We start from the raw sequence: 20,428 nt of genomic DNA, 5'->3' as shown, positions 1-20,428 counted from the left end.
GCCCGGGCGCGCGAGCCGTGCCCGGGCTCTTTCATGTCCGGAAACTTCCCCTCCATGACACTCAGCGCCATGATCGAGGGATGAACAGGGCCATCACTCAGGCGTGGGCGGCACTCGGTGCCGATCAGGGGTTGCTGGAGCGGGTCTCGTACGACCGCGTGCCCGGGGTGCTGTCCGCGCGGCTGCCCGTGGTGGAGGCGGCCCGCGCGACGGTCGCGGTGTGCGCCCTCGCCGCGGCGGAGCTGGCCGCCGTGCGGAGCGGCGGGCCGGTGCCGGACGTCCGGGTGGGCGACGGCGCGGTGGCGACGGCCTTCCACAGCGACCGGTTCGTGACGATGGACGGCCGGGCGTGGGACGGGTTCGCGCCGCTCTCCCGGTTCTGGCGCACCGCCGACGGGTGGCTGCGCACCCACGCCAACTACCCGCACCACGAGGCCGCCCTGCTGGCCGCGCTGGGGCTGCCCGCCGGTTCGGGCCCCGACGCGGTGGCGGACGCGCTGGCGGGGCGGGGCGCGGCGGACGTGGAGGAGGCGGTGTACGCGGCGGGCGGCATGGCCGTCGCCGTGCGGGACGCCGCCGCGTGGGCCGCGTCGGAGCAGGGCGCCCTGGTGGCCCGGCGTCCGCTGCTGACCCTGGAGCGGCTGGGCGACGCGCCGGGGCCGGTACGGGAGGCGAGCGGCGCGCGGGCCGGGGCGCCGTCCCTCGGGGCGCCGTGCGCCGGGGTGCGGGTGCTGGACCTGACGCGGGTGCTCGCCGGGCCGGTCGCCACGCGGACGCTGGCCCTGCTGGGCGCGGACGTCCTGCGGGTGGACGCCCCGGGCCTGCCGGAGAACCAGGAGGCGCACAACGACACGGGCCTGGGCAAGCGTTCGACGCTGCTGGACCTGGGGCGGGCCGCGGACCGGCGGGCCTTCGACGAACTGCTGGACGCCGCCGACGTGGTGGTGACCGGCTACCGGCCCGGCGCGCTGGACCGGTTCGGACTCGCCCCGAAGGCCCTGGCCGAGCGCCGCCCAGGCCTGGTGGTCGCGCGGCTCTCGGCGTGGGGCGCGTACGGCCCCTGGGGCGGGCGCCGCGGCTTCGACAGCCTGGTCCAGGCGGCGACGGGCATCGCCCTGCTGGAGGGCTACGGGGAGAAGCCGGGCGCGCTCCCGGCGCAGGCCCTCGACCACGGCACCGGCTACCTGGTGGCCGCCGCCGTGCTGCGCGCTCTGACGGAACGCCACCGGGACGGCGGCACCTGGCGGGTGGAGGCGGCGCTGACGCAGACCGGGCGCTGGCTGACGCACGGCACGGACCCGGAACCGCCCGTACCCGGCGAGGGGCCCTACGAGCCCGGGCGGTGGCTGCGGGAGCGGGACACCCCGCTGGGCCGGCTGCGCCACGCCCTCTCCCCCGTCAGCTACGAGGGCGGCCCGGCGGACTGGGCACGGCCACCGGGCCGGTGGGGAGCGGACGCCCCGCGCTGGACGGCGTGAGCACCCCGGCCGTCAGGAGGTACTGCGCGGCCCCGTACGTGAGCATGATCCAGAAGTCCGGTGCGGGGAGCTGCGGCCAGGCGGCCACACCGGTCGCGATGAGCGTGTCGGACAGCATGAACAGCGCGCCGCCCGCCCCCGCGACCGGTCCGAGGCCGCTCGCGCGGTACGCCGTCGCGGTGAGCAGCAGGGAGTATCCGGCGACCGGTATCCGCAGGTCGGCGGGGAGGTCGGGCCACAGCAGGATGACCGCGGTGACCAGCGCGGCGGCGTAGCAGGCGCCGAGCAGCGGGGACGTACGGGCGCGGCCGAAGAGCAGCAGGTAGCAGACGTGCCCGGCGGCGAACGAACCCATGCCGACCAGGAACGCCCAGTCGGCGTCCACCAGCAGGAACACATCGCCGCCCCAGCCGAAGGCGAGCGCGACGACCAGGAGCCGGGGCGCGCCGCGCACGGCCGCGTACGCGGCGAGGAGCGGCATCAGCAGTGGCTTGGCGACCAGGTGGCCCGTGCCGGACCCGGCGAGCAGGGCCAGCAGGTCGGCGGCGAGGGCCACGGCGAACGCCGCCTTCAGGAGCCCGGCCAGGCGCTCGCGGCTCACGCGACACGCTCCCGCGACCCGGCGGGCCCCGAACCGGCGGGACCGGCGGGGCCGGCCCGGCGGCCGGGGGCGCGGGCGGTCCGGGCTGCCAGCCGGGCCCGCGGAAGAGGCGCCCGGCGCGCTCCCGCCAGGTCCGCGCGCGGCGCAGGTCGCGGGCGATGGCGACGTACTCGTGGGTGGCGACGCGCAGCGGGTTGTACGTGTCGATGTTCTTCGTCAGCCCGTACACGGGCCGCTCGGCCTCGGCGGTGAAGGAGCCGAACATCCGGTCCCACAGGATGAGGATGCCGCCGAAGTTCCGGTCGAGGTAGCCGCCCTGGGAGGCGTGGTGCACCCGGTGGTGGGAGGGGGTGTTGAAGACGTACTCGACGGGCCGGGGCAGCTTGCCGATGCGCTCGGTGTGGACCCAGAACTGGTACACGAGGTTGACGGAGTAGCAGAAGAAGACGGCGGCCGGGGGCACCCCGCAGGCGACCATCGGCAGGTAGAACGGCCAGACGGTCAGCGAGGTCCACGGCTGGCGCAGCGCGGTCGTCAGGTTGAACCTGCGGCTGGAGTGGTGGACGACGTGGCACGCCCACAGGACGCGGACGACGTGGTGGCCGCGGTGGGACCAGTAGTAGAAGAAGTCCTGCGCGAGCAGCATCAGCGGGATGGTCCACCAGGTGACGGGGACGCGGGCCGGGGTGAGCTCGTAGACGGCGGTGAACAGCGCCAGGGCGGGGATCTTCCACAACAGGTCGAAGCCGATGCTGCCCAGGCCCATGCCGACGCTGGTGGCGGCGTCCCTGGCCTCGTACCCGGCGGCGTCCTCGTCGGGACGCAGCCGGTAGCTGACCATCTCCACGGCGGTGAGCAGGACGAAGGCGGGTATCGACCACAGCACGGCGTCGGGCGGGTTCGGCGACATGCGAGCACGGTAGGGCCGGGCGCCGGGCCGGGGCTAGAGGTGGTTACCGACAAGTATGCGAGACGGTCTGTCAGCGGCCTTTGGCGGAACCGCCCAACGGCATGCCGCACGAGAAGGGACCATTTCCCTCGAATCCCCTACACGCCCGCCGCCCCCAGCAGCGACCCGGCCCCGTACGTCACGGCCATGGCCAGCGCTCCCCCGCCCACCACCCGCAGCACGGCCGGGCGGGCGGGCGCCGAGCCGAGGCGGGCGCTCCACCAGCCGGTCAGCGTCAGCGCGGCGAGGACCGACAGGACGGTCACCCACAGCCGGGCGGACGCCGGCGGACACACGATGGCCAGCAGTGGCAGCAGCGCGCCGACCGTGAAGGCGAGGAAGCTCGCGCCGGCCGCGTGCCACGGGTTCGTCAGGTCGTCCGGGTCGATGCCCAGCTCCACGCGCGCGTGCGCCCGCAGCGCGTCACGTTCCGTCAGCTGCTCGGCCGCCTCGCGCGCGACGTCCCGGCTCAGCCCGCGCTCGGCGAGCAGCTCGGTCAGCTCGTCGAGTTCGGCCTCCGGCTGCTCCCGCAGCTCCCGCCACTCCACCGCCAGGGCGGCCTTCTCGGAGTCCCGCTGCGTGGACACGGACACGTACTCGCCGACCGCCATCGACATGGACCCGGCCAGCAGCCCGGCGAGCCCGGCCGTGAGGAGGGCGGAACGCTCACCGGTGGCGCCCGCGACGCCCACGACGAGCCCGGCGGTGGACACGATGCCGTCGTTCGCCCCGAGCACGGCGGCCCGCAGCCAGTTGAGCCGTACCCCGAGCCCCTCGGGGTGTGCCTCCCGCTCCGTCGGTTCCGTCACGCCGCCGAGCGTCTCACCCCCGCGCGCGTACGCCCCGAAACGGCACGCTGGTTCACGCGGCGGTGCCCCTCGCACAGGCGGCCGGGCCCCTGACTCCTGAGGGTGCGTCGGGTGCCGGGACCGGCCCGGGACCGGCCCCCGGGGGTCCGCCCGGGTCCCGCGGTGTCGGTGGGGGGCTCTATTCTCAATGACCATGCTCGACGACCGTACGACAGCGACAGCCTGGCCGCCCGCCTACCCGCAGGGGTACGCGGTCGTCGATGTGGAGACCACCGGACTCTTCTCGCACGACCGGATCGTGTCCGCGGCCGTCTACCGGGTGGACGCGCGCGGCGAGGTGGAGGACCACTGGTACACGCTGGTCAACCCCGAGCGCGACCCCGGACCCGTGTCGATCCACGGCCTGACCAGCGAACTGCTGGCCGACGCGCCGCTCTTCGCCGACGTGGCCGCCGAATTCGCGGAGCGGCTCGACGGGCGCGTCCTGGTGGCGCACAACGCGTACTTCGACTGGTCGATGATCGCCCGCGAGTACGCCCGCGCGCGCCGCACCGCGCCGGTGCGGCAACGGCTGTGCACCATAGCGCTCGCCAAGGAGCTGGCCCTGCCGCTGCCCAACATGAAGCTGGAGTCGCTCGCCGCCCACTTCGGCGTCCAGCAGCGACAGGCGCACAACGCCCTGGACGACGCGCGGGTGCTCGCCGAGGCGTTCCGGCCGAGCCTGCGCACGGCGGCCGAGCGCGGCGTACGGCTGCCGCTGCTGGAGTGCCGCCCGATCACCGAGTGGTCGGCGCCGCCCGCCGACGGCACGCCCCGGATCGGCCGTCAGGCGACGTACGCCTCCAACGGCTGGCGCCCGTCGCGGAAGCGCCCGGCCTGCCCGTACCCGAACCCCGGACGGTACGAGGCGGACAAACCGCTCAAGCAGGGTATGCGGGTGGCGTTCTCGGGCGACACGTCGGTCGAGCGGGAACTGCTGGAGGACCGGGCCGTCGAGGCCGGGCTGCACGTGGCGACCAGCGTCTCCCGGCTGACCAGCCTCCTGGTGACCAACGACCCGGACGCGGCCACCTCGAAGGTCGTCAAGGCCAAGTCGTTCGGCACGCCCATCGTGGACGAGGTCGCCTTCACCCATCTGCTGCGGGACGTCGCCCCGGCCGACGACTGACCGGCGGGCCCGGCGGCCGACCCGCCGGACGGCCCCGGGTCGATCGGGTGACGGACGGGCGCGCCGTCCGCCGCCACGCCCGCCGCGCCCCGCACCCTGTGGCGCATGGCACGTTGTGAGGTCTGCGGAAACGAGTACGGCATGTCGTTCGAGGTGCACGCGCAGGGCGCGGTGCACGTCTTCGACTGCTTCGCCTGCGCCATCCACCGCATGGCGCCCATCTGTGAGCACTGCCGGGTCCAGATCATCGGGCAGGGCGTCGAGGCGGACGGCCGCTGGTACTGCGGCGCGCACTGCGCCCGCGCGGAGGGCAAGGCGGGCATCGTGGACAAGGTGTGAGCCGGGGGCGCCCGGCGACGGGGGTGCCCCGGGGGCGGGCCGTCCCGGCGGCGGAGGTACCGTCGTGGGGTGTACCGCTTCCTGTTGTCCCGGCAGTGGGTGATCCTCACCCTCGTCGCCCTCGTCCTGATCCCGGTGATGGTCGAGCTGGGCTTCTGGCAGTTCCACCGGCATGAGCGCCGGGTGGCCCAGAACAGCCTGATCGAGGACAACCTGAAGGCGGAGCCGGTCCCCGTGACCGAGCTCACCGCGCCGGGCCACACGGTCCCGCGCTCCGACTTCTGGCGCCACGCGACCGCGACCGGCACGTTCGACACGGCCCGCGAGGTCGTCGTGCGCCGCCGCACCAACGCCGACGACCGGGTCGGCATGCACGTCCTGACCCCGCTCGTCCTCGACGACGGGCGGGTCGTCCTCGTCAACCGCGGCTGGGTCCCCGCCGCCCCGGACCAGAAGTCGTACCCGGACGTGCCGCCCGCGCCCAAGGGCCGGGTGACCGTCACCGGGCGGCTCATGGCCGACCAGACGACCGGCAGCAGCGGCATCAAGGACCTCAAAGGCCTGCCGCCCCGCCAGGTCATGCTCATCAACAGCGAGCAGCAGGCCGAGCGGCTGGGCCGCCAGGTCCTCGGCGGCTACCTGGACCTGACCGACCCCGTACCGGCCGGAGGCAGCCCGGAGCCGGTCCCGGACCCGGACCACGACTCGATCGGCGCCCATATGGCGTACGCCGTGCAGTGGTGGCTGTTCGCGGCCGGTGTCCCGGTGGGCTGGGTGATCCTCGTACGCCGCGAGCGCCGCGACCGCGAGGCGGACGCACGGGCGGCCACAGCGGCGGGCGGCGACGGCCCGGCGGAAGGCGGCCCGGACGACAGCGGCCCGGCGGACGGGGTCTCCGGCGACGGCGCCCAGGGCGAGGGCGCCCAGGGCGAGGGCGCGACCGCCCCGCGTGCGCCGGCGGAGGCGTAGACCGCGCTTTAGCGCCCCCTTGCACCGCTGCGCGCCCGTTCGGCCCACGCGCCCCTCGGACGTGTGACGCGGAGCACATCGCGTGGCGCACCCGCGCAGGCCACGGGCCGTGCGGGCCCGTATGACTGATTGGCGCTTCTCCGCTGTGGGAACACGCCAGACGTGACCCAACGCATCGAGGACTATGCCCTCATCGGCGATCTCCAGACCGCCGCTCTGGTGGGCAGGGACGGTTCGATCGACTGGCTCTGCCTGCCCCGCTTCGACTCCGGCGCCTGCTTCGCCGCGCTCCTGGGCGACGAGAACAACGGCCACTGGCGGATCGCGCCGGCCGGGGCCCGGACCTGCTCGCGGCGGAGCTACGTGGGCGACTCCCTGGTCCTCGAATCCTTCTGGGAGACCCGCACCGGCACGGTCCGCGTCGTCGACTTCATGCCGCACCGCGACCGCGCCCCCGATGTGATGCGGATCGTGGAGGGCGTCACCGGCCGGGTCGAGATGTCGTCCGTGCTGCGGCTGCGCTTCGACTACGGGTCGGTCGTGCCGTGGATGCGCCGCGCCGACGGCCATCGGATCGCCGTCGCCGGGCCGGACTCCGTGTGGCTGCGCAGCGAACCGCGCGTGAAGACCTGGGGTCAGCAGTACAGCACTTGCTCGTCGTTCACCGTGAACCCCGGCGAGAAGGTCGCGTTCTGCCTCACCTGGCACCCCTCGCACGAGCCGCGCCCCCCGCTCGTCGACCCGTACATGGCGCTGGAGCACACCCTGGAGGACTGGAAGTCCTGGGCCGCGCAGTGCACGTACGAGGGGCCGTACCGGGAAGCGGTGATGCGCTCGCTGATCACCCTGAAGGCGCTGACGTACGCGCCGACGGGCGGGATCGTCGCCGCCGCGACCACGTCCCTGCCGGAGGAGCTGGGCGGCGTGCGCAACTGGGACTACCGCTACTGCTGGCTGCGCGACTCGACGCTGACCCTGCGGGCCCTGCTGTCGGTCGGGTACGTCGAGGAGGCCGCCGCCTGGCGTGACTGGCTGCTGCGGGCCGTCGCGGGCGACCCGGCGGACCTCCAGATCATGTACGGCCTGGCGGGCGAGAGACGGCTCCCCGAGACGGAGGTGCCGTGGCTGCGCGGCTACGGCGGGGCGCGCCCGGTCCGGATCGGCAACGCCGCCGTGAAGCAGCTACAGCTCGACGTGTACGGCGAGGTCATGGACTCCCTGTCCCTGGCGCGGGAAGTGGGCATGCCGCCGCAGCGGCAGGCATGGGCGCTGCAGCTGAGCCTGCTGGGGTTCCTGGAGTCCACCTGGCGTCAGCCCGACGAGGGGCTGTGGGAGGTGCGCGGGCCGCGCCGGCACTTCGTCCACTCCAAGGTGATGGCGTGGGTGGCGGCGGACCGGGCGGTGCGCACCCTGGAGCGCGACCCGTCGCTGCCGGGGGACGTGGCGCGGTGGCGGACGATGCGCGACGAGGTGCACCGGGAGGTCTGCGCGCGGGGCTACGACCCGGTCCGCAACACGTTCACCCAGTCGTACGGTTCGGCGGAGCTGGACGCGGCGGTGCTGATGATCCCGCGGGTCGGCTTCCTCCCGCCGGACGACCCGCGCGTGGTCGGCACGGTGGAGGCGGTACGGGAGGAGCTCGGCCACCACGGGTACATCCGCCGGTACGGCACGGACGGGATCGCCGTGGACGGGCTGCCCGGCGGCGAGGGCACGTTCCTGGCGTGCTCGTTCTGGATGGCGGACGCGCTGCGCATGATGGGCCGCCACGAAGAGGCGCGGGAGCTGTTCGAGCGGCTGCTGGAGCTGCGCAACGACGTGGGGCTGCTCGCGGAGGAGTACGACCCGGTGGCGCGGCGCCAGCTCGGCAACTTCCCGCAGGCGTTCAGCCATGTCGGCCTGGTGGCGACGGCCCTCGCGCTGGCGCCGGACGACCCGGCAGGATAGACCCCATGGATCTTGGACTGAAGGACCGGGTGTACGTGGTGACGGGCGCCTCCCGCGGCCTCGGGCACGCGGCGGCGAAGGCACTGGTGGCGGAGGGCGCGAAGGTCGTCCTGTCCTCGCGCGACGCGAAGGCGGTGGAGGACGCCGCCACCGAACTGGGCCCCGGCGCGGCCGGAGTCGCCGCGGACAACGCCGACCCGGAGGCCGCCGACACGCTGATCGCGGCCGCGCGGTCGCACTTCGGCGGCTTCGACGGCGTGCTGGTGAGCGTCGGCGGACCGGCGCCCGGCTTCGCCGCCGACAACACCGACGAGCAGTGGCGGGCGGCGTTCGACTCGGTGTTCATGGGCGCCGTGCGCATGGCGCGGGCCGCCGCGGCCGCGCTGAACGAGGGCGGCGTCATCGGCTTCGTCCTGTCCGCCTCGGTGCACGAGCCCATCCCGGGCCTGACGATCTCCAACGGCCTGCGGCCCGGCCTGGCCGGGTTCGCCAAGTCCCTGGCGGACGAGCTGGGGCCGCGCGGCATCCGCGTGGTGGGCCTGCTGCCGTCGCGGATCGACACGGACCGGGTGCGGGAGCTGGACGCCCTGTCGGGCGACCCGGCGGCGGCGCGGGCGGCCAACGAGTCGCGCATCCCGCTGCGCCGCTACGGCACGCCGGAGGAGTTCGGCACGACGGCGGCGTTCCTGCTCTCCCCCGCCGCGTCGTACCTGACGGGCGTGATGCTTCCGGTGGACGGCGGCGCCCGCCACGGCTTCTGACCCCCGCCCGCCCCAGCGCCTCGCGGCCCCGGCCCCGGCCCCTGGCGTTTCGGCCAGGGCCGGAGCGGGGCGGGACGGCTGGTCCAGCGGTGCTGCGTCAGTCCGGGTCGGGCGGGCCCGGAGCGTCGGCCGGGGGGGCGGCCCGGCCGGTCGCCGGTCAGTCCGCGAGGCCGGCGAGGTCGCGGAGGCGTCGGGACTGGGCGGCACGCTCGGCGGCGCGCTGCTCCTCGTACGTACGCCCGGCCGCGCCGCGCAGCAGCGCCTTGGTCTCCACGACCGCGTCGCGCGGGGCGGCGAGCAGCGCGGCGGACAGGTCCCGTACGGCCGCGTCGAGCTCGCCCGCGGGCACCACGAGGTTGGCCAGGCCGATGCGCTCGGCCTCGTCGGCGTGGACGAACCGGCCCGTGGCGCAGATCTCCAGGGCACGGGCGTAGCCGACGGCGGCGACCAGCGGGTGCGTGCCGGTCAGGTCGGGCACCAGGCCCAGGCTGGTCTCGCGCATCGCGAACTGCACGTCCTCGGCGACGACCCGCAGGTCGCAGGCGAGGGCGAGCTGGAAACCGGCACCGATGGCGTGACCCTGGACGGCCGCGACCGACACGATGTCGTTGCGCCGCCACCAGGTGAACGCCTCCTGGTACTCGGCGATGAGCGCGTCGAGGTCCTCGTCGGACCCGCGCGCCATGTCGAGGAACGACGGTTCGCCGTCGAACCCCTCCTCGGTGAACGCCTGCCGGTCGAGACCGGCGGAGAACGACTTGCCCTCCCCGCGCAGCACGACCACCCGCACGCTGCCGGGCAGCGCGCGCCCGGCCTCGGTGAGGGCCCGCCACAGGGCGGGCGACTGGGCGTTGCGCTTCGCCGGATTGGTGAGGGTCACCGTGGCGACGGCGTCCTCGACGGTGAGACGTACACCGTCCTTGTCGAGCACGACGAGGGCAGGGTCGAGCGTGGTCATGGGGCGCCTCCGGTCCGGTGCAGCGGTCGGGCGGCGCAGCCGGGAAGGCTGCGCCGACCGACAAATTACTGCACGGTAACCAACCGGTCGAGCGCCGGACCGCGGCGAACCACGGCCGACGACGGCCGGACGGCACTGCCGGACGTGCGGGGACGTCTCACGACCCGCGTACGGCTGTCAGGCCGACGGGGCCTTCTTGCCGCGCGTCGCTCCACCGCGTCCACGCAACACGACTCCGGATTCCGTGAGCATCCGGTGGACGAATCCATAGGACCGGCCGGTCTCCTCGGCCAGGGCCCGGATGCTCACGCCGGCGTCGTACTTCTTCTTCAGGTCTGCCGCGAGCTTCTCGCGCGCGGCGCCGGTCACCCGGCTGCCCTTCTTCAGAGTCTCGGCCACCCGTGCCTCCTCATGGGAAGTGCGCTCTGGACTTCTCATGATCACCCCTCCGGGCCCACATGGCCAGCCATTCGACAAGGTCTGTGGACGCGGGTTTCCGTTCGGGACGGCCGCGCGGGGCGCCCGGGCGCCGGACACGATGCCCGCCCGACGGTGAAGTGCCAGGTCAGCGGGGTGCCGCGGAGATGCCTGCGGCGTGGCGCCGGAGCCGGAGAATCCGCAGGGCGCCACGCCGCTGTATGAGATCCCCTCACTCAGATGAAGGATCACGACTAGGCCGAATGATCCAGACGAGGAGGATCAGAGGGGGTCGGCGGTGATCAGGCGAGGGAGACCAGGTCCGCGTAGTCCGCGCCCCACAGGTCCTCGACACCGTCCGGGAGGAGGATGATCCGCTCCGGCTGGAGCGCGTCCACGGCGCCCTCGTCGTGCGTGACCAGCACGACCGCGCCCTTGTAGGTGCGCAGCGCGCCGAGGATCTCCTCGCGGCTGGCGGGGTCGAGGTTGTTCGTCGGCTCGTCGAGGAGCAGCACGTTCGCCGAGGAGACGACCAGGGTGGCCAGGGCGAGGCGGGTCTTCTCGCCGCCGGAGAGGACCCCGGCGGGCTTGTCCACGTCGTCGCCGGAGAACAGGAACGAGCCGAGGACCTTGCGGACCTCCACCAGGTCCAGGTCGGGGGCGGCCGAGCGCATGTTCTCCAGGACCGTGCGGTCCGGGTCGAGGGTCTCGTGCTCCTGCGCGTAGTAGCCGAGCTTGAGGCCGTGGCCGGGGGTGACCTGGCCCGTGTCGGGCTTCTCGACCCCGGCGAGGAGGCGCAGCAGGGTCGTCTTGCCGGCGCCGTTGAGCCCGAGGATGACGACGCGCGAGCCCTTGTCGATGGCCAGGCTGACATCGGTGAAGATCTCCAGCGAGCCGTACGACTTGGACAGGCCCTCCGCCGTGAGCGGGGTCTTGCCGCAGGGCGCGGGCTCGGGGAAGCGCAGCTTGGCCACCTTGTCGGACTGGCGCAGATCCTCGAGGCCGGACAGCAGCTTCTCGGCGCGGCGGGCCATGTTCTGCGCGGCGACCGTCTTGGTGGCCTTGGCGCGCATCTTGTCGGCCTGGGCGTTGAGCGCGGCGGCCTTCTTCTCGGCGTTCTGCCGCTCGCGGCGGCGGCGCTTCTCGTCGTCCTCGCGCTGGCGCTGGTAGAGCTTCCAGCCCATGTTGTAGATGTCGATCACGGACCGGTTGGCGTCCAGGTAGAAGACCTTGTTGACGACGGTCTCGACCAGGTCCACGTCGTGGGAGATCACGACGAAGCCGCCGCGGTAGGTCTTGAGGTAGTCGCGCAGCCAGGTGATCGAGTCGGCGTCGAGGTGGTTGGTCGGCTCGTCGAGGAGCAGCGTGTCGGCGTCCGAGAAGAGGATGCGGGCCAGCTCGATACGGCGGCGCTGACCACCGGAGAGGGTGTGCAGCGGCTGGCCGAGCACCCGGTCCGGCAGGCCGAGGGCGGCGGCGATCGTGGACGCCTCGGCCTCGGCGGCGTACCCGCCCTTGGTGAGGAACTCGGTCTCCTGCCGCTCGTACTGCCGAAGCGCCTTCTCGCGGGTGGCGCCCTTGCCGGTCGAGATGCGCTCCTCGTTCAGCCGCATCTTGCGGATCAGCACGTCGAGGCCGCGGGCGGAGAGGATGCGGTCGCGGGCCAGCACGTCGAGGTCGCCGGTGCGCGGGTCCTGCGGGAGGTAGCCGACCTGGCCGGAGCGGGTGATGGTGCCGGCGGCGGGGATGCCCTCGCCCGCGAGGCACTTGGTGAGGGTGGTCTTGCCGGCGCCGTTGCGGCCGACGAGGCCGATGCGGTCGCCCCTGGCGATGCGGAAGGAAGCGGACTCGATGAGGACGCGTGCGCCGGCGCGCAGCTCAAGGCCGGTGGCGGTGATCACGGACAGACTCCAGGGCGGGGGGGACGGTGGGCGGACGGCTGCTGCGGTGACGTCACACCGTCTAATGCACAGGGAGAATGGCCATACGGGCCAGTCTAACGGGCGCATGCAACTGCTTTTCCGGCGTTCTTCCGGGTACGCGCACCCCTCGGCCGCGTACGAGGGGCGGCCGGCGGCGGGGCCGCCGATACTCGCCGCAGGACCCGACGGAGGGTGGTGCCCGGAGCATGCGGTTCGACGACGACGCCGACCTGGACACGTCGGAGGTACGGGACGTACGGGGCAGCCGCCTGCCGGCGGGCGGGCGACGATCGGCGGGGGCGTCGCCGGGCTGATCGCCCTGGCCCTGGCCCTGGTGTTCGGGGTGAGCCCGGACCAGCTGGGGCTCACCGAGGACGGCACGTCCGAACCGGCGGTGGGCGCCTCGGGCGCGGGCGAGGTGGGCGAGGCGTGCCGGAAGGGCGCGGACGCCAACGCGCGCGACGACTGCCGGGTCGTCGCCTTCGTCAACAGCGTGCAGGACTACTGGCGGTCCGCCCACGCGCGCGAAGGCGGGCGGTACACGGACGCGCGGACGGTGCTGTTCACCGACCACCGGGTGGGCACCGCCTGCGGCTCGGCGACCTCGGCGGTGGGGCCGTTCTACTGCCCGGCCGCCCGGCAGGTCTATCTGGACCTGGGGTTCTTCGGGGAGCTGCGGGACCGGTTCGGGGCGTCGGGCGGGCCGTTCGCGCAGGCGTACGTGGTGGCGCACGAGTACGGGCACCACGTGCAGAACCTGCGGGGCACGCTGAGCCGGGCCCACGACGGGCGGCAGGGCGCGGGCAGCAACGCCGTACGGGCGGAGCTCCAGGCCGACTGCTACGCCGGGGTGTGGGCGCGGCACGCGACGACGACGCCCGACGAGCGGACGGGCCGCCCGGTGCTGGCGCGGGTGACCGAGCAGGACGTGCGGGACGCGCTCGACGCGGCGGCCGCGGTGGGCGACGACCGCATCCAGCAGCGCCACCAGGGGCGGGTGACGCCGGAGTCGTGGACGCACGGGTCGGCGGAGCAGCGGCAGCGGTGGTTCTCGGAGGGGTACCGCACGGGCGACGCGGCCCGCTGCGACACCTTCGGCTGAGCCGACGGGCGCTGTCGGTGGCTGGTGCCAGACTGGGGAGGGATGAGACGCACGTCACATCGCCCCACGCCCTATCAGCGAACTGAGGTGATCGGCATGGCCGCCGGCCCGAGCATCTGTCCGACGATCCTGTACCGGGACGCGAAGGCCGCGATCCGGACGCTGACGGAGGCGTTCGGCTTCCGCCAGGTGAACCTGTACGAGAACGAGGACGGCCATGTCGTCCACGCGGAGCTGTCCTACGGGGACGGCATGGTGATGCTGGGCACGAAGGGCGGCGACGGGGTGTCCGCCAAGGCCATGGCGGACGCGGGGCCGGTCGGCGTGTACGTGGTGGTGGACGACCCGGACGCGCACCACGCACGCGCGGTGGAGCACGGCGTGGAGATCCTGGTGCCGCCGACCGACCAGGACTACGGCTCGCGGGACTACATGGCACGGGACGCCGAGGGCAACATCTGGAGCTTCGGCACGTACACCCCCGGCACGCCGGGCCAGGGCTCGTCTCCTTGAACGGCTATGGGCGCGTGCTCACCACCTGGCTCCGCTGAGACCGGTTTGACTGCCCTGGAATGCCGGCCAGGTCGTCTCCCCTCCCCCGGGTCGCATCGTCTGTCGTCCGAGAGGGCCGGGCGGTTGCCGGCTCCAGGGCGGCTTCGGCCGCGGTGACACGCTCGTCACGGCTCTTGGACCGCGACGCGCGAGCTGCTTCCAGGCCGGGCAGCGTGCCGGCGTCGCGTACGAGCGCGGCAATCCCACGGTGAGGTTGGTGGCGCGCGGGGCTGGTGAGGAGCTGCTCGAAAAGGGGGAGCTCTTGGTCCGCAGCGCTGGGGGTGCTCCGGGCTTGGCTGGTGGCGCGTTCCCCGGCGACGCGGTGCCTTCGGCTGGTCGGCGGGCGGCGGGCGGCGGCGGTGGCCGCGCGGTCCATGTCGCCGTGGGGCCACAGGAGGTTCGGCTTCCAGCGGGTGTTGAGGAATCCCGTCCGCCGGGCCGGCCGTCCGGGGCGGTCCCGCAGCAGCTCCACCCCGGCTTCGGGGTGGACGACCGGGAGGGGCGGTGGCCCGGCTGACCGCCCTCGGCGCGACCGTCCCGCCCCGCCAGCCGCACCCCGACCGGTGGCGCGTGCTCCCGGGCCCGGCCGGCCACCCCTTTCGCCTCACGCTCCGTAGAACCCCGACGCGGGTGAGCGGGGGCCGGGCGGTACGCTCCTGATCTTCACAGGGAGGGGAACCCGTCCATGCACCACGCGCGTCCGCGCAGCCGCAGAATCATGGCCGCCGCCGTCACCGTAGCGCTCGCCGCCGGGGCGCTCACCGCGCTCCCGGCCTCGGCCGCGCCGGCCGCCGTACAGGAGCAGGCGCAGGAGCAGGGGCAGGCCGCTGTGACCTTCCCGCGCGACGCGGACGTCGTCGGCGCGGGTCCGGGCGGTTTCCTGTCGAGGACCCGGGGCACCACGCCGGAGTTCCGGTGGACCCGGTACGCCGACGGGAGCTCCACCATGCTGCCCGGCGCCTCGGCCGCCGGCGGCGGCACGGACCTCGTCGTGACCGGCGACCGGGCGGTGCTCACCGTCAGCTCGGTCCTGAAGGTCCACGACATGGCGAAGCCGGACGCTGCGCCGGTCGTCCTCGACCTCGACGCGCTCGGCGGCTACTCGTACGCGGGCCTGACCGGCGACACGCTGCTCCTCGGCCGGGACGAGAACGGGTACGAGACCCAGTACGCCGTCACGCTCGACGCCGACGTCCTCGCCGGGGGCGTGCCGAAGCCCCGCAAGCTGCTCGGCGGCGTCCAGATCCGCTGCGCGGGCGCGGACGAGGGCTGGACCGGCGGCGGCTCCGCGCTCTACGACTGCGAGCTGGGCGAGCACAGGACGAGCGCCAAGATCCTCGTCGACCTCGCCACCGGTGAGGACACCTGGTTCATCCAGGCCCAGGGCGACCTGGCCTGGTGGGGCGCCGCCTCCGCCACGCACGCGGCCTGGCGCGAGTCGCGGCGCGGGGGCAGCGGGATCGTCGCCGTCCGCCGGGACGCGCCGCTCCAGGAGGTGTGGATCCCGGACTCCGCCGGGTGGGGGGACCCGCTGTACCTGGTCGGCGGCTGGCTGGCGACCGGCGAGAGGGCCCGCATCGAGCAGTCCGCCGACGTGGACGGCGGCAGCAACCCGACGAGGCGGCCCTTCACCCTCCGGTCGGCCGAGCGCCCCGAAGAGAAGTTCGAGGCACTCACCGCGTATTCCTCAGCCGTCGCCGGTCCCGGCGGGTCGCTGCTCGTCCGCGGCGGCACGGCCGAGCACGGCGAGGGCCTGTACCGGATCTCGCCGCGAGCCGACGGCTCCCGGCCCGACGTCGAACTCGTCGCCTCCACCGGGCAGTCGACCGTCGTCTCCCTCCTCGGCTCCTCGACGCCGGACGAGCTCACCGGCGCGCAGGTGGCGCGCGGGGTCGACCTCGGCTGGGACCTGTCCCGGGCGGACAGCCGGGTGGGGCTGACCGTCACCCACGTGCCCAGCGGGACCACCGTGCACGACAGCTGGGACAGCGACGGCACCGCCGCCGGGACCCCGCGCCGGATCACCTGGCACTGGGACGGCAAGGACCTGGAGGCCGGGGACCGGGGCGCGCCCGCCCGCAACGGCGAGTACCGGTGGGAGCTCACCGCCCGCCCGGACGAGGGCATCGGGCCCGAACTCCGCGTCACCGGACGGTTCTCCGTGACCCGGCCCGCCGCACCGCACGACTACGACGACGACGGCGCCGCCGACCTCCTCGCCCGGGACCCGGACGGTGTGCTGTGGCGCTTCGGCACCCGGCCCGCCGCCGACGGCGCCACCCCCGCCGCCACCGGCGCCTCCCGGGTCGGCGGCGGCTGGAAGGCGTACGACCTGCTGGAGTCCGTCGGGAACATCGCGGGCGGCTCCGCGCCCGACAGCGTCGCCCGCGACAGCTCCGGCACCCTGTGGCTCTACCAGGGCACCGGCTCCCGGCACACGCCGCTCGCGGCCCGGACGCGGATCGGCGGCGGCTGGCAGGTGTACGACAGGATCACCGGCGGCAGCGACGTCACCGGCGACGGGCGACCCGACCTCCTCGCCGCCGACAAGGCGGGTGACCTGTGGCTGTACCGGAGCACGGGGAACGCCGCCGCGCCCTTCTCCGCCCGCAAGCGGATCGGCGGCGGCTGGGACATCTACAACGAGCTGACCGCCACCGGTGACCTCGCCGGCGCCGGCGCCGGCGACCTCCTCGCCCGGGACCGCGCGGGCGTGCTCTGGCTGTACCTCGGCAGGAGCGACGGCACCTTCGCGGTCCGCACGCGCGTCGGCAGCGGCTGGGACGCCTTCAAGGGCCTCACCGCCGTCGGCGACGCCGACGGGGACGGGCGCGCCGACCTCGTCGCGTGGAATCACGGCGAGACCTTCTACGCGGGCACGGGCGATGCGTCGGCCCCCTTCCGGCGCGGCGCCGGGGCGGCCCTGACCCAGGGGGCCTCGTACGACTCCCTCTTCTAGGCCGTTTCCTCCGGGCCAGGCCGGATCAGGGAGCTGCGTCCGGTGCGTGCGATCGCACGCACCGGACGGGAGAGTCCGCGCGGAGCATCGGCGGCCGACCACGCGACGAGCGCGCGTGCCGGGCGTCGCGAGCCCGGCACGATCCGAAGGAGACGGCCTGGCTGGTCGGCTGGTGCGAGGGCGGGCATCTCCTCGCACCAGCCGCTCCGTCCGCGGCAGGGGCCCCGATGTCAGTGCCCTCCGCCATAGTGCTGCCCATGATCAACGAACCCCCCGCCATCGACTGGTCATCCATGAGCCACGCTTACGGTCCGGCCGATGACGTTCCCGCATGGCTTCGGGAGATGGCTTCGGCGGATTCCGGGACGCGGGAGACAGCGTTCCGGAACTTCTACAGTGCGGCTCACCACCAAGGCGACGTCTACACCTGCACCGTGGCGAGCTTGCCGTTCCTGTTCGCCCTGGCCGAGGACCCGGCGACGCCCGACCGTGCCTCGGTCGTCGAGTTGCTGGTCAGCATTGGGCGCGCAGCTTCGGAGCGTGACATCGACGCCGTCTACTTCTCGGTTGACGGCACCGAGTCGACGGCGCACGTGGATGCCGTCGCGGCGATGCGGGAGCGCGCCGATCTCTTCGTGCGCCAGGTGGCTGACCAGGACCGGCTCGTGCGCCGGGCGGCGATCGAGGGCATCGGCCTGTTCCTGGACGACGCCGACCGCGCGCTGGAGGTACTGCGCGCCAGGCTGCCGGCCGAGCTCGGAGTCGTGGAGCGGCTGCTGATCGTCCGGACGACGGCCGACCTCGCGATTCGGCTGCCCGCTGGGCACGCCGCCGCGACGGCGTGGCTCGACGTCCTGGCCGGCGAGACGGCCTCTTCACCCGACGTCCGGCTGGCGGCCCTCGTCCACCGAACCCGCTGCGCGCCGCACGGCGTCGGGGGCGACATCGTGCCGCGGGCCATCGAACTTCTCCGCCAGGCCACGCCCACGCCGCAACGCGAGCCCGGCAACGAGGCGCGCGAAGCCCGTGCCGGTGGGTGCGCGTGCACGCCGGCTGCCCCGGCACCGGCGTCTCAGGGCGTCCCACCGCAGATAGCCGCCGCCTTCGAGGACCTCGAACGGCACAACCGCGTCCACGCGCCGACCACGTCACTGCTCGGCACCTTCCACGCGGTTCTCGACGACCGCGTGGCCGAGCGCACGGCTCTGCTCACCGAGCAGCTTCGCAGTCCGGACCCCGCCACCCGCTACGACGCGATCCGCATGACCCGGGACCTGATCCAGACCTGGCGCGGTGATCACACCGACCTCGTCCTCCTCCTCGCAGCCTGCCTGCTGCCGGAGGACCCCTACACCGCCGCCGCGGCCGCCGCGGCCCTCGGATCCCTGACGCCCGTGTCCGAACCCGCCCGGGAGGCCCTGGCCTCCTACGTCGTCACGCACCGCACGGTGCACGGCCCCGACGTCTGGGCGACGCCGCATCCGCTGCTGCGCCGAGCGCACCAGGAAGCCGTCCTGGCGCTGGCCCGCCTCGGTGACCTGCGGGCTCTTCCCAGTCTGCTGACCGCTTTGGACGACGATGCCGACGCCTGGCGTGCACTGCACGTCGTCGGGCACCTGCCCCCGGCCGCCGGTGAGCTCGTGCCTCGGCTGTCCCGGCGCCTTGCCGACACCGACCTTTCCGAGGATGGGTTCGCCTCGAGCGCCGGCGCCCTGATGTCCGCTCTTGCCGCACTGCGCGATCCGGCGGCCGTGCCCACGCTCACGAACGCCGTCACCGCCGCGATCCTCCACGACAACTGGCACACCGCCGCCTCCGCACTGGATGCTCTTGCCTCTTTCGGTGCCGCGGCCGCATCTGCTCTGGACGTCGTCCGCCCGCTCGCCGCCGCGGAGGACATCGGTGTGCGCACCGCCGCCACCGCCGCTCTGTGGGAGCTAGGAGGCAGCCCCGAGACCGTTGTACCGAAGCTGCACGACCTGCTCGACAGCCACCAGGAGGCCCGCGCGGCAGCCGCCGTTCTCGGCAGGATCGGCCCACCGGCGGCGATGGCGCTGCCTCGCCTCAGGACCATGCTGACGGCCGGCTATGAGTGGACCCGTGTCCACGCCGCGGCCGCGGTGTGGGACATCGGCGGTGCGGCCGAGGCCTCCGCTGTCGTACAGGCGCTGCTCGGCGCCTGGGAGAGCAACGAGGCGACCTCCAACCACGTCGTGGCCTGCCTGGAACGCATGGGTAGAGCTGCCGTTCCCGCCCTCCCCCGGGTCCGGGCGGAGCTGGCACGCCCCCGGCGCAGCGGCCGCTTCGGGAGCACAGCCAACGACGAGGAGTTGCAGGGGGCCTGCCGCGCCATCGTGGCTCGCCTCGCCTGAGTCACGCAGCACCTCGTCGAATCCCGCGCCGGTTTCCCGCTCCCGCCGGACCTCTGGCGCCGCGGCTCTGTGACGGGCTGCCTTCCGCGATGCGGCCGGTGCTGTCGGTTGCGGCGAAGGCCGCCGGTGGCGTGACCGCACGTGTCCACCGGGTCGCGGTGCTGGTCGCGTCCGGGCCCCTAGCCTGGCCGGATGCCCGACGACGTCTTCGCCTTGTGGCCCCTCGCGCGTGTCTCCGAGACCGACTGGCTCGCGGAGCTGACCCAGGACGACGGCCTCACCGGCTACGAGGCACCGGGGCGGCCCGACGCCGCCTGGGTGCTTGGGGGCATGTACGAACGCAGGGGAACCGCGGGCGATTCGGTCAACGACGGCCAGAGTCGGGACGAGCACCCCGGCCCGGGGTGGGAGCGGCTGCGCCGGGCGGAGTTGGCCGCCCGCATCGGTGATCCGGTCGTACCCCACGGTCTGTACCCCTGCTTTCGCTGCTTCCCCTCCGCGAAAGGGGCGGGCATCCAGCCCGGCTCCGCCGAATGGCCCGCGGAGGGCGGTCTCGACAGGCCGACATGGGACCAGCTGATCCGTTTCCTCACCGCGCACAGCCCTCAGGGGGAGGACACCGCCTGCACGGCGTACTACAGCCCGCTCGTCACGCGGGACTTCGAGAAGGGGCAGGTCCGCTCCGGCCGCCTGGGCGACGCCCAAGCCCTCTTCGACAACCCGGACGTTCTGTGTGCCCCGTCCAACCTGTGGGCCGCGGACCGCTCCTAAGTCGTCTGTACCGACTACGACCTCTGGGGCACCAAGGTCTGCGGCCCCCGCCTGCTTGTCGAGGCCCTGCTCGCGGACCCCGGGATCGAAGCCGTCCGCCTGCCCTGGACCAGCTGACCGGACGGTCACCGGGGCGGTGTCGGCTGCTCTCATCGCGGTCGGACGTGACAGGTCCGATCGGTACGGGGAGGGCATGGCACAGCCGGTCAGGGTGCGCAGGCTGACCGAGCGGGAGGGCCAGAAGCCGCAGCGGGTCGCGCGTCGGATCGTCCGGCGCGACCACCCGCCGCGAACACGACGTCACCACCGCGCCCAGCGTCGACCGGATCGCGGGCGACCTCACCAGATGGTCCG

At 74.0% G+C, this 20,428-nt stretch carries 16 protein-coding genes and 2 pseudogenes; 12 read left to right on the top strand and 6 right to left on the bottom strand.

Annotated elements, in window-relative coordinates:
- The first annotated feature begins 80 nt into the window (after positions 1–80).
- Positions 81–1,478: a CoA transferase gene (locus tag J116_RS22495; protein ID WP_023589340.1), complete on the top strand. Its 1,398-nt coding sequence runs from the start codon at positions 81–83 to the stop codon at positions 1,476–1,478.
- Here J116_RS22495 and J116_RS22490 read toward each other — a convergent pair.
- The 3 genes and pseudogenes from J116_RS22490 to J116_RS22485 form a co-directional block, all read right to left on the bottom strand.
- Positions 1,399–2,079: a lysoplasmalogenase gene (locus J116_RS22490; protein WP_023589339.1), complete on the bottom strand. Its 681-nt coding sequence runs from the start codon at positions 2,077–2,079 to the stop codon at positions 1,399–1,401. The two genes, J116_RS22495 and J116_RS22490, sit on opposite strands and share 80 nt — an antisense overlap.
- Positions 2,051–2,989 (bottom strand): annotated as a pseudogene (locus J116_RS28810) (sterol desaturase family protein); the annotation flags it as partial. The gene J116_RS22490 and the pseudogene J116_RS28810, both read right to left, overlap by 29 nt.
- A 137-nt stretch (positions 2,990–3,126) precedes the next feature.
- Entirely contained in the window at positions 3,127–3,837 is a 711-nt protein-coding gene (locus J116_RS22485) for a VIT1/CCC1 transporter family protein (RefSeq protein ID WP_023589338.1), read from the bottom strand.
- Positions 3,838–4,024: 187 nt separating this feature from the next.
- Here J116_RS22485 and J116_RS22480 point away from each other — a divergent pair, with 187 nt between their 5' ends.
- From J116_RS22480 to J116_RS22460, 5 genes are all read left to right on the top strand, one after another.
- Positions 4,025–5,005, top strand: a complete 981-nt coding sequence (locus J116_RS22480; protein ID WP_028964411.1) for a DEDDh family exonuclease — start codon at positions 4,025–4,027, stop codon at positions 5,003–5,005.
- Between the two features lie 105 nt (positions 5,006–5,110).
- Positions 5,111–5,344, top strand: coding sequence for a hypothetical protein (locus J116_RS22475; RefSeq protein ID WP_023589336.1), 234 nt, complete (start codon positions 5,111–5,113; stop codon positions 5,342–5,344).
- A 69-nt stretch (positions 5,345–5,413) separates the two neighbouring features.
- Positions 5,414–6,313: an SURF1 family cytochrome oxidase biogenesis protein gene (locus J116_RS22470; protein WP_023589335.1), complete on the top strand. Its 900-nt coding sequence runs from the start codon at positions 5,414–5,416 to the stop codon at positions 6,311–6,313.
- 162 nt (positions 6,314–6,475) lie between these two features.
- Positions 6,476–8,260, top strand: a complete 1,785-nt coding sequence (locus tag J116_RS22465) for a glycoside hydrolase family 15 protein (protein WP_023589334.1) — start codon at positions 6,476–6,478, stop codon at positions 8,258–8,260.
- Between the two features lie 5 nt (positions 8,261–8,265).
- Positions 8,266–9,021, top strand: coding sequence for an SDR family oxidoreductase (locus J116_RS22460; RefSeq protein ID WP_023589333.1), 756 nt, complete (start codon positions 8,266–8,268; stop codon positions 9,019–9,021).
- Between the two features lie 157 nt (positions 9,022–9,178).
- Here the strand turns inward: J116_RS22460 and J116_RS22455 are convergent, their stop codons facing one another.
- The 3 genes from J116_RS22455 to abc-f form a co-directional block, all read right to left on the bottom strand.
- Positions 9,179–9,979, bottom strand: coding sequence for an enoyl-CoA hydratase/isomerase family protein (locus J116_RS22455; RefSeq protein ID WP_023589332.1), 801 nt, complete (start codon positions 9,977–9,979; stop codon positions 9,179–9,181).
- A gap of 177 nt (positions 9,980–10,156) precedes the next feature.
- Positions 10,157–10,378: a helix-turn-helix domain-containing protein gene (locus J116_RS22450; RefSeq protein WP_023589331.1), complete on the bottom strand. Its 222-nt coding sequence runs from the start codon at positions 10,376–10,378 to the stop codon at positions 10,157–10,159.
- Between the two features lie 320 nt (positions 10,379–10,698).
- A complete protein-coding gene (gene abc-f / locus J116_RS22445; protein ID WP_023589330.1) occupies positions 10,699–12,297 on the bottom strand; it encodes a ribosomal protection-like ABC-F family protein in 1,599 nt (532 codons plus the stop codon).
- A 227-nt stretch (positions 12,298–12,524) separates the two neighbouring features.
- On the opposite strand from abc-f, the pseudogene ypfJ reads away from it, so the two are divergent.
- From ypfJ to J116_RS22420, 6 genes and pseudogenes are all read left to right on the top strand, one after another.
- Positions 12,525–13,420, top strand: a pseudogene (gene ypfJ / locus J116_RS22440) (KPN_02809 family neutral zinc metallopeptidase).
- Between the two features lie 96 nt (positions 13,421–13,516).
- Complete coding sequence (locus tag J116_RS22435) at positions 13,517–13,933, top strand: VOC family protein (protein WP_023589328.1); 417 nt, start codon at positions 13,517–13,519, stop codon at positions 13,931–13,933.
- 543 nt (positions 13,934–14,476) lie between these two features.
- Positions 14,477–14,632, top strand: coding sequence for a VOC family protein (locus tag J116_RS29970; RefSeq protein WP_201258821.1), 156 nt, complete (start codon positions 14,477–14,479; stop codon positions 14,630–14,632).
- Positions 14,633–14,657: 25 nt separating this feature from the next.
- Positions 14,658–16,931: an FG-GAP repeat domain-containing protein gene (locus J116_RS22430; protein WP_028964409.1), complete on the top strand. Its 2,274-nt coding sequence runs from the start codon at positions 14,658–14,660 to the stop codon at positions 16,929–16,931.
- Positions 16,932–17,188: 257 nt separating this feature from the next.
- Entirely contained in the window at positions 17,189–19,303 is a 2,115-nt protein-coding gene (locus tag J116_RS22425; RefSeq protein WP_028964408.1) for a hypothetical protein, read from the top strand.
- Between the two features lie 192 nt (positions 19,304–19,495).
- A complete protein-coding gene (locus J116_RS22420; RefSeq protein WP_051203592.1) occupies positions 19,496–20,074 on the top strand; it encodes a hypothetical protein in 579 nt (192 codons plus the stop codon).
- Positions 20,075–20,428: the final 354 nt, after the last annotated feature.

This window comes from Streptomyces thermolilacinus SPC6, assembly GCF_000478605.2.
Taxonomy (GTDB): Bacteria; Actinomycetota; Actinomycetes; order Streptomycetales; family Streptomycetaceae; genus Streptomyces; species Streptomyces thermolilacinus.
This window is presented reverse-complemented; position numbering and strand designations above follow the sequence as displayed.

Coding starts and splice junctions, on each gene's coding strand:
- J116_RS22495 (WP_023589340.1), top strand. CDS start 81: ATGAACAGGGCCATCACTCAGGCGTGGGCGGCACTCGGTGCCGATCAG.
- J116_RS22480 (WP_028964411.1), top strand. CDS start 4,025: ATGACCATGCTCGACGACCGTACGACAGCGACAGCCTGGCCGCCCGCC.
- J116_RS22475 (WP_023589336.1), top strand. CDS start 5,111: ATGGCACGTTGTGAGGTCTGCGGAAACGAGTACGGCATGTCGTTCGAG.
- J116_RS22460 (WP_023589333.1), top strand. CDS start 8,266: ATGGATCTTGGACTGAAGGACCGGGTGTACGTGGTGACGGGCGCCTCC.
- J116_RS22455 (WP_023589332.1), bottom strand. CDS start 9,979: ATGACCACGCTCGACCCTGCCCTCGTCGTGCTCGACAAGGACGGTGTA.
- J116_RS22435 (WP_023589328.1), top strand. CDS start 13,517: ATGGCCGCCGGCCCGAGCATCTGTCCGACGATCCTGTACCGGGACGCG.
- J116_RS22430 (WP_028964409.1), top strand. CDS start 14,658: ATGCACCACGCGCGTCCGCGCAGCCGCAGAATCATGGCCGCCGCCGTC.
- J116_RS22425 (WP_028964408.1), top strand. CDS start 17,189: ATGATCAACGAACCCCCCGCCATCGACTGGTCATCCATGAGCCACGCT.
- J116_RS22420 (WP_051203592.1), top strand. CDS start 19,496: ATGCCCGACGACGTCTTCGCCTTGTGGCCCCTCGCGCGTGTCTCCGAG.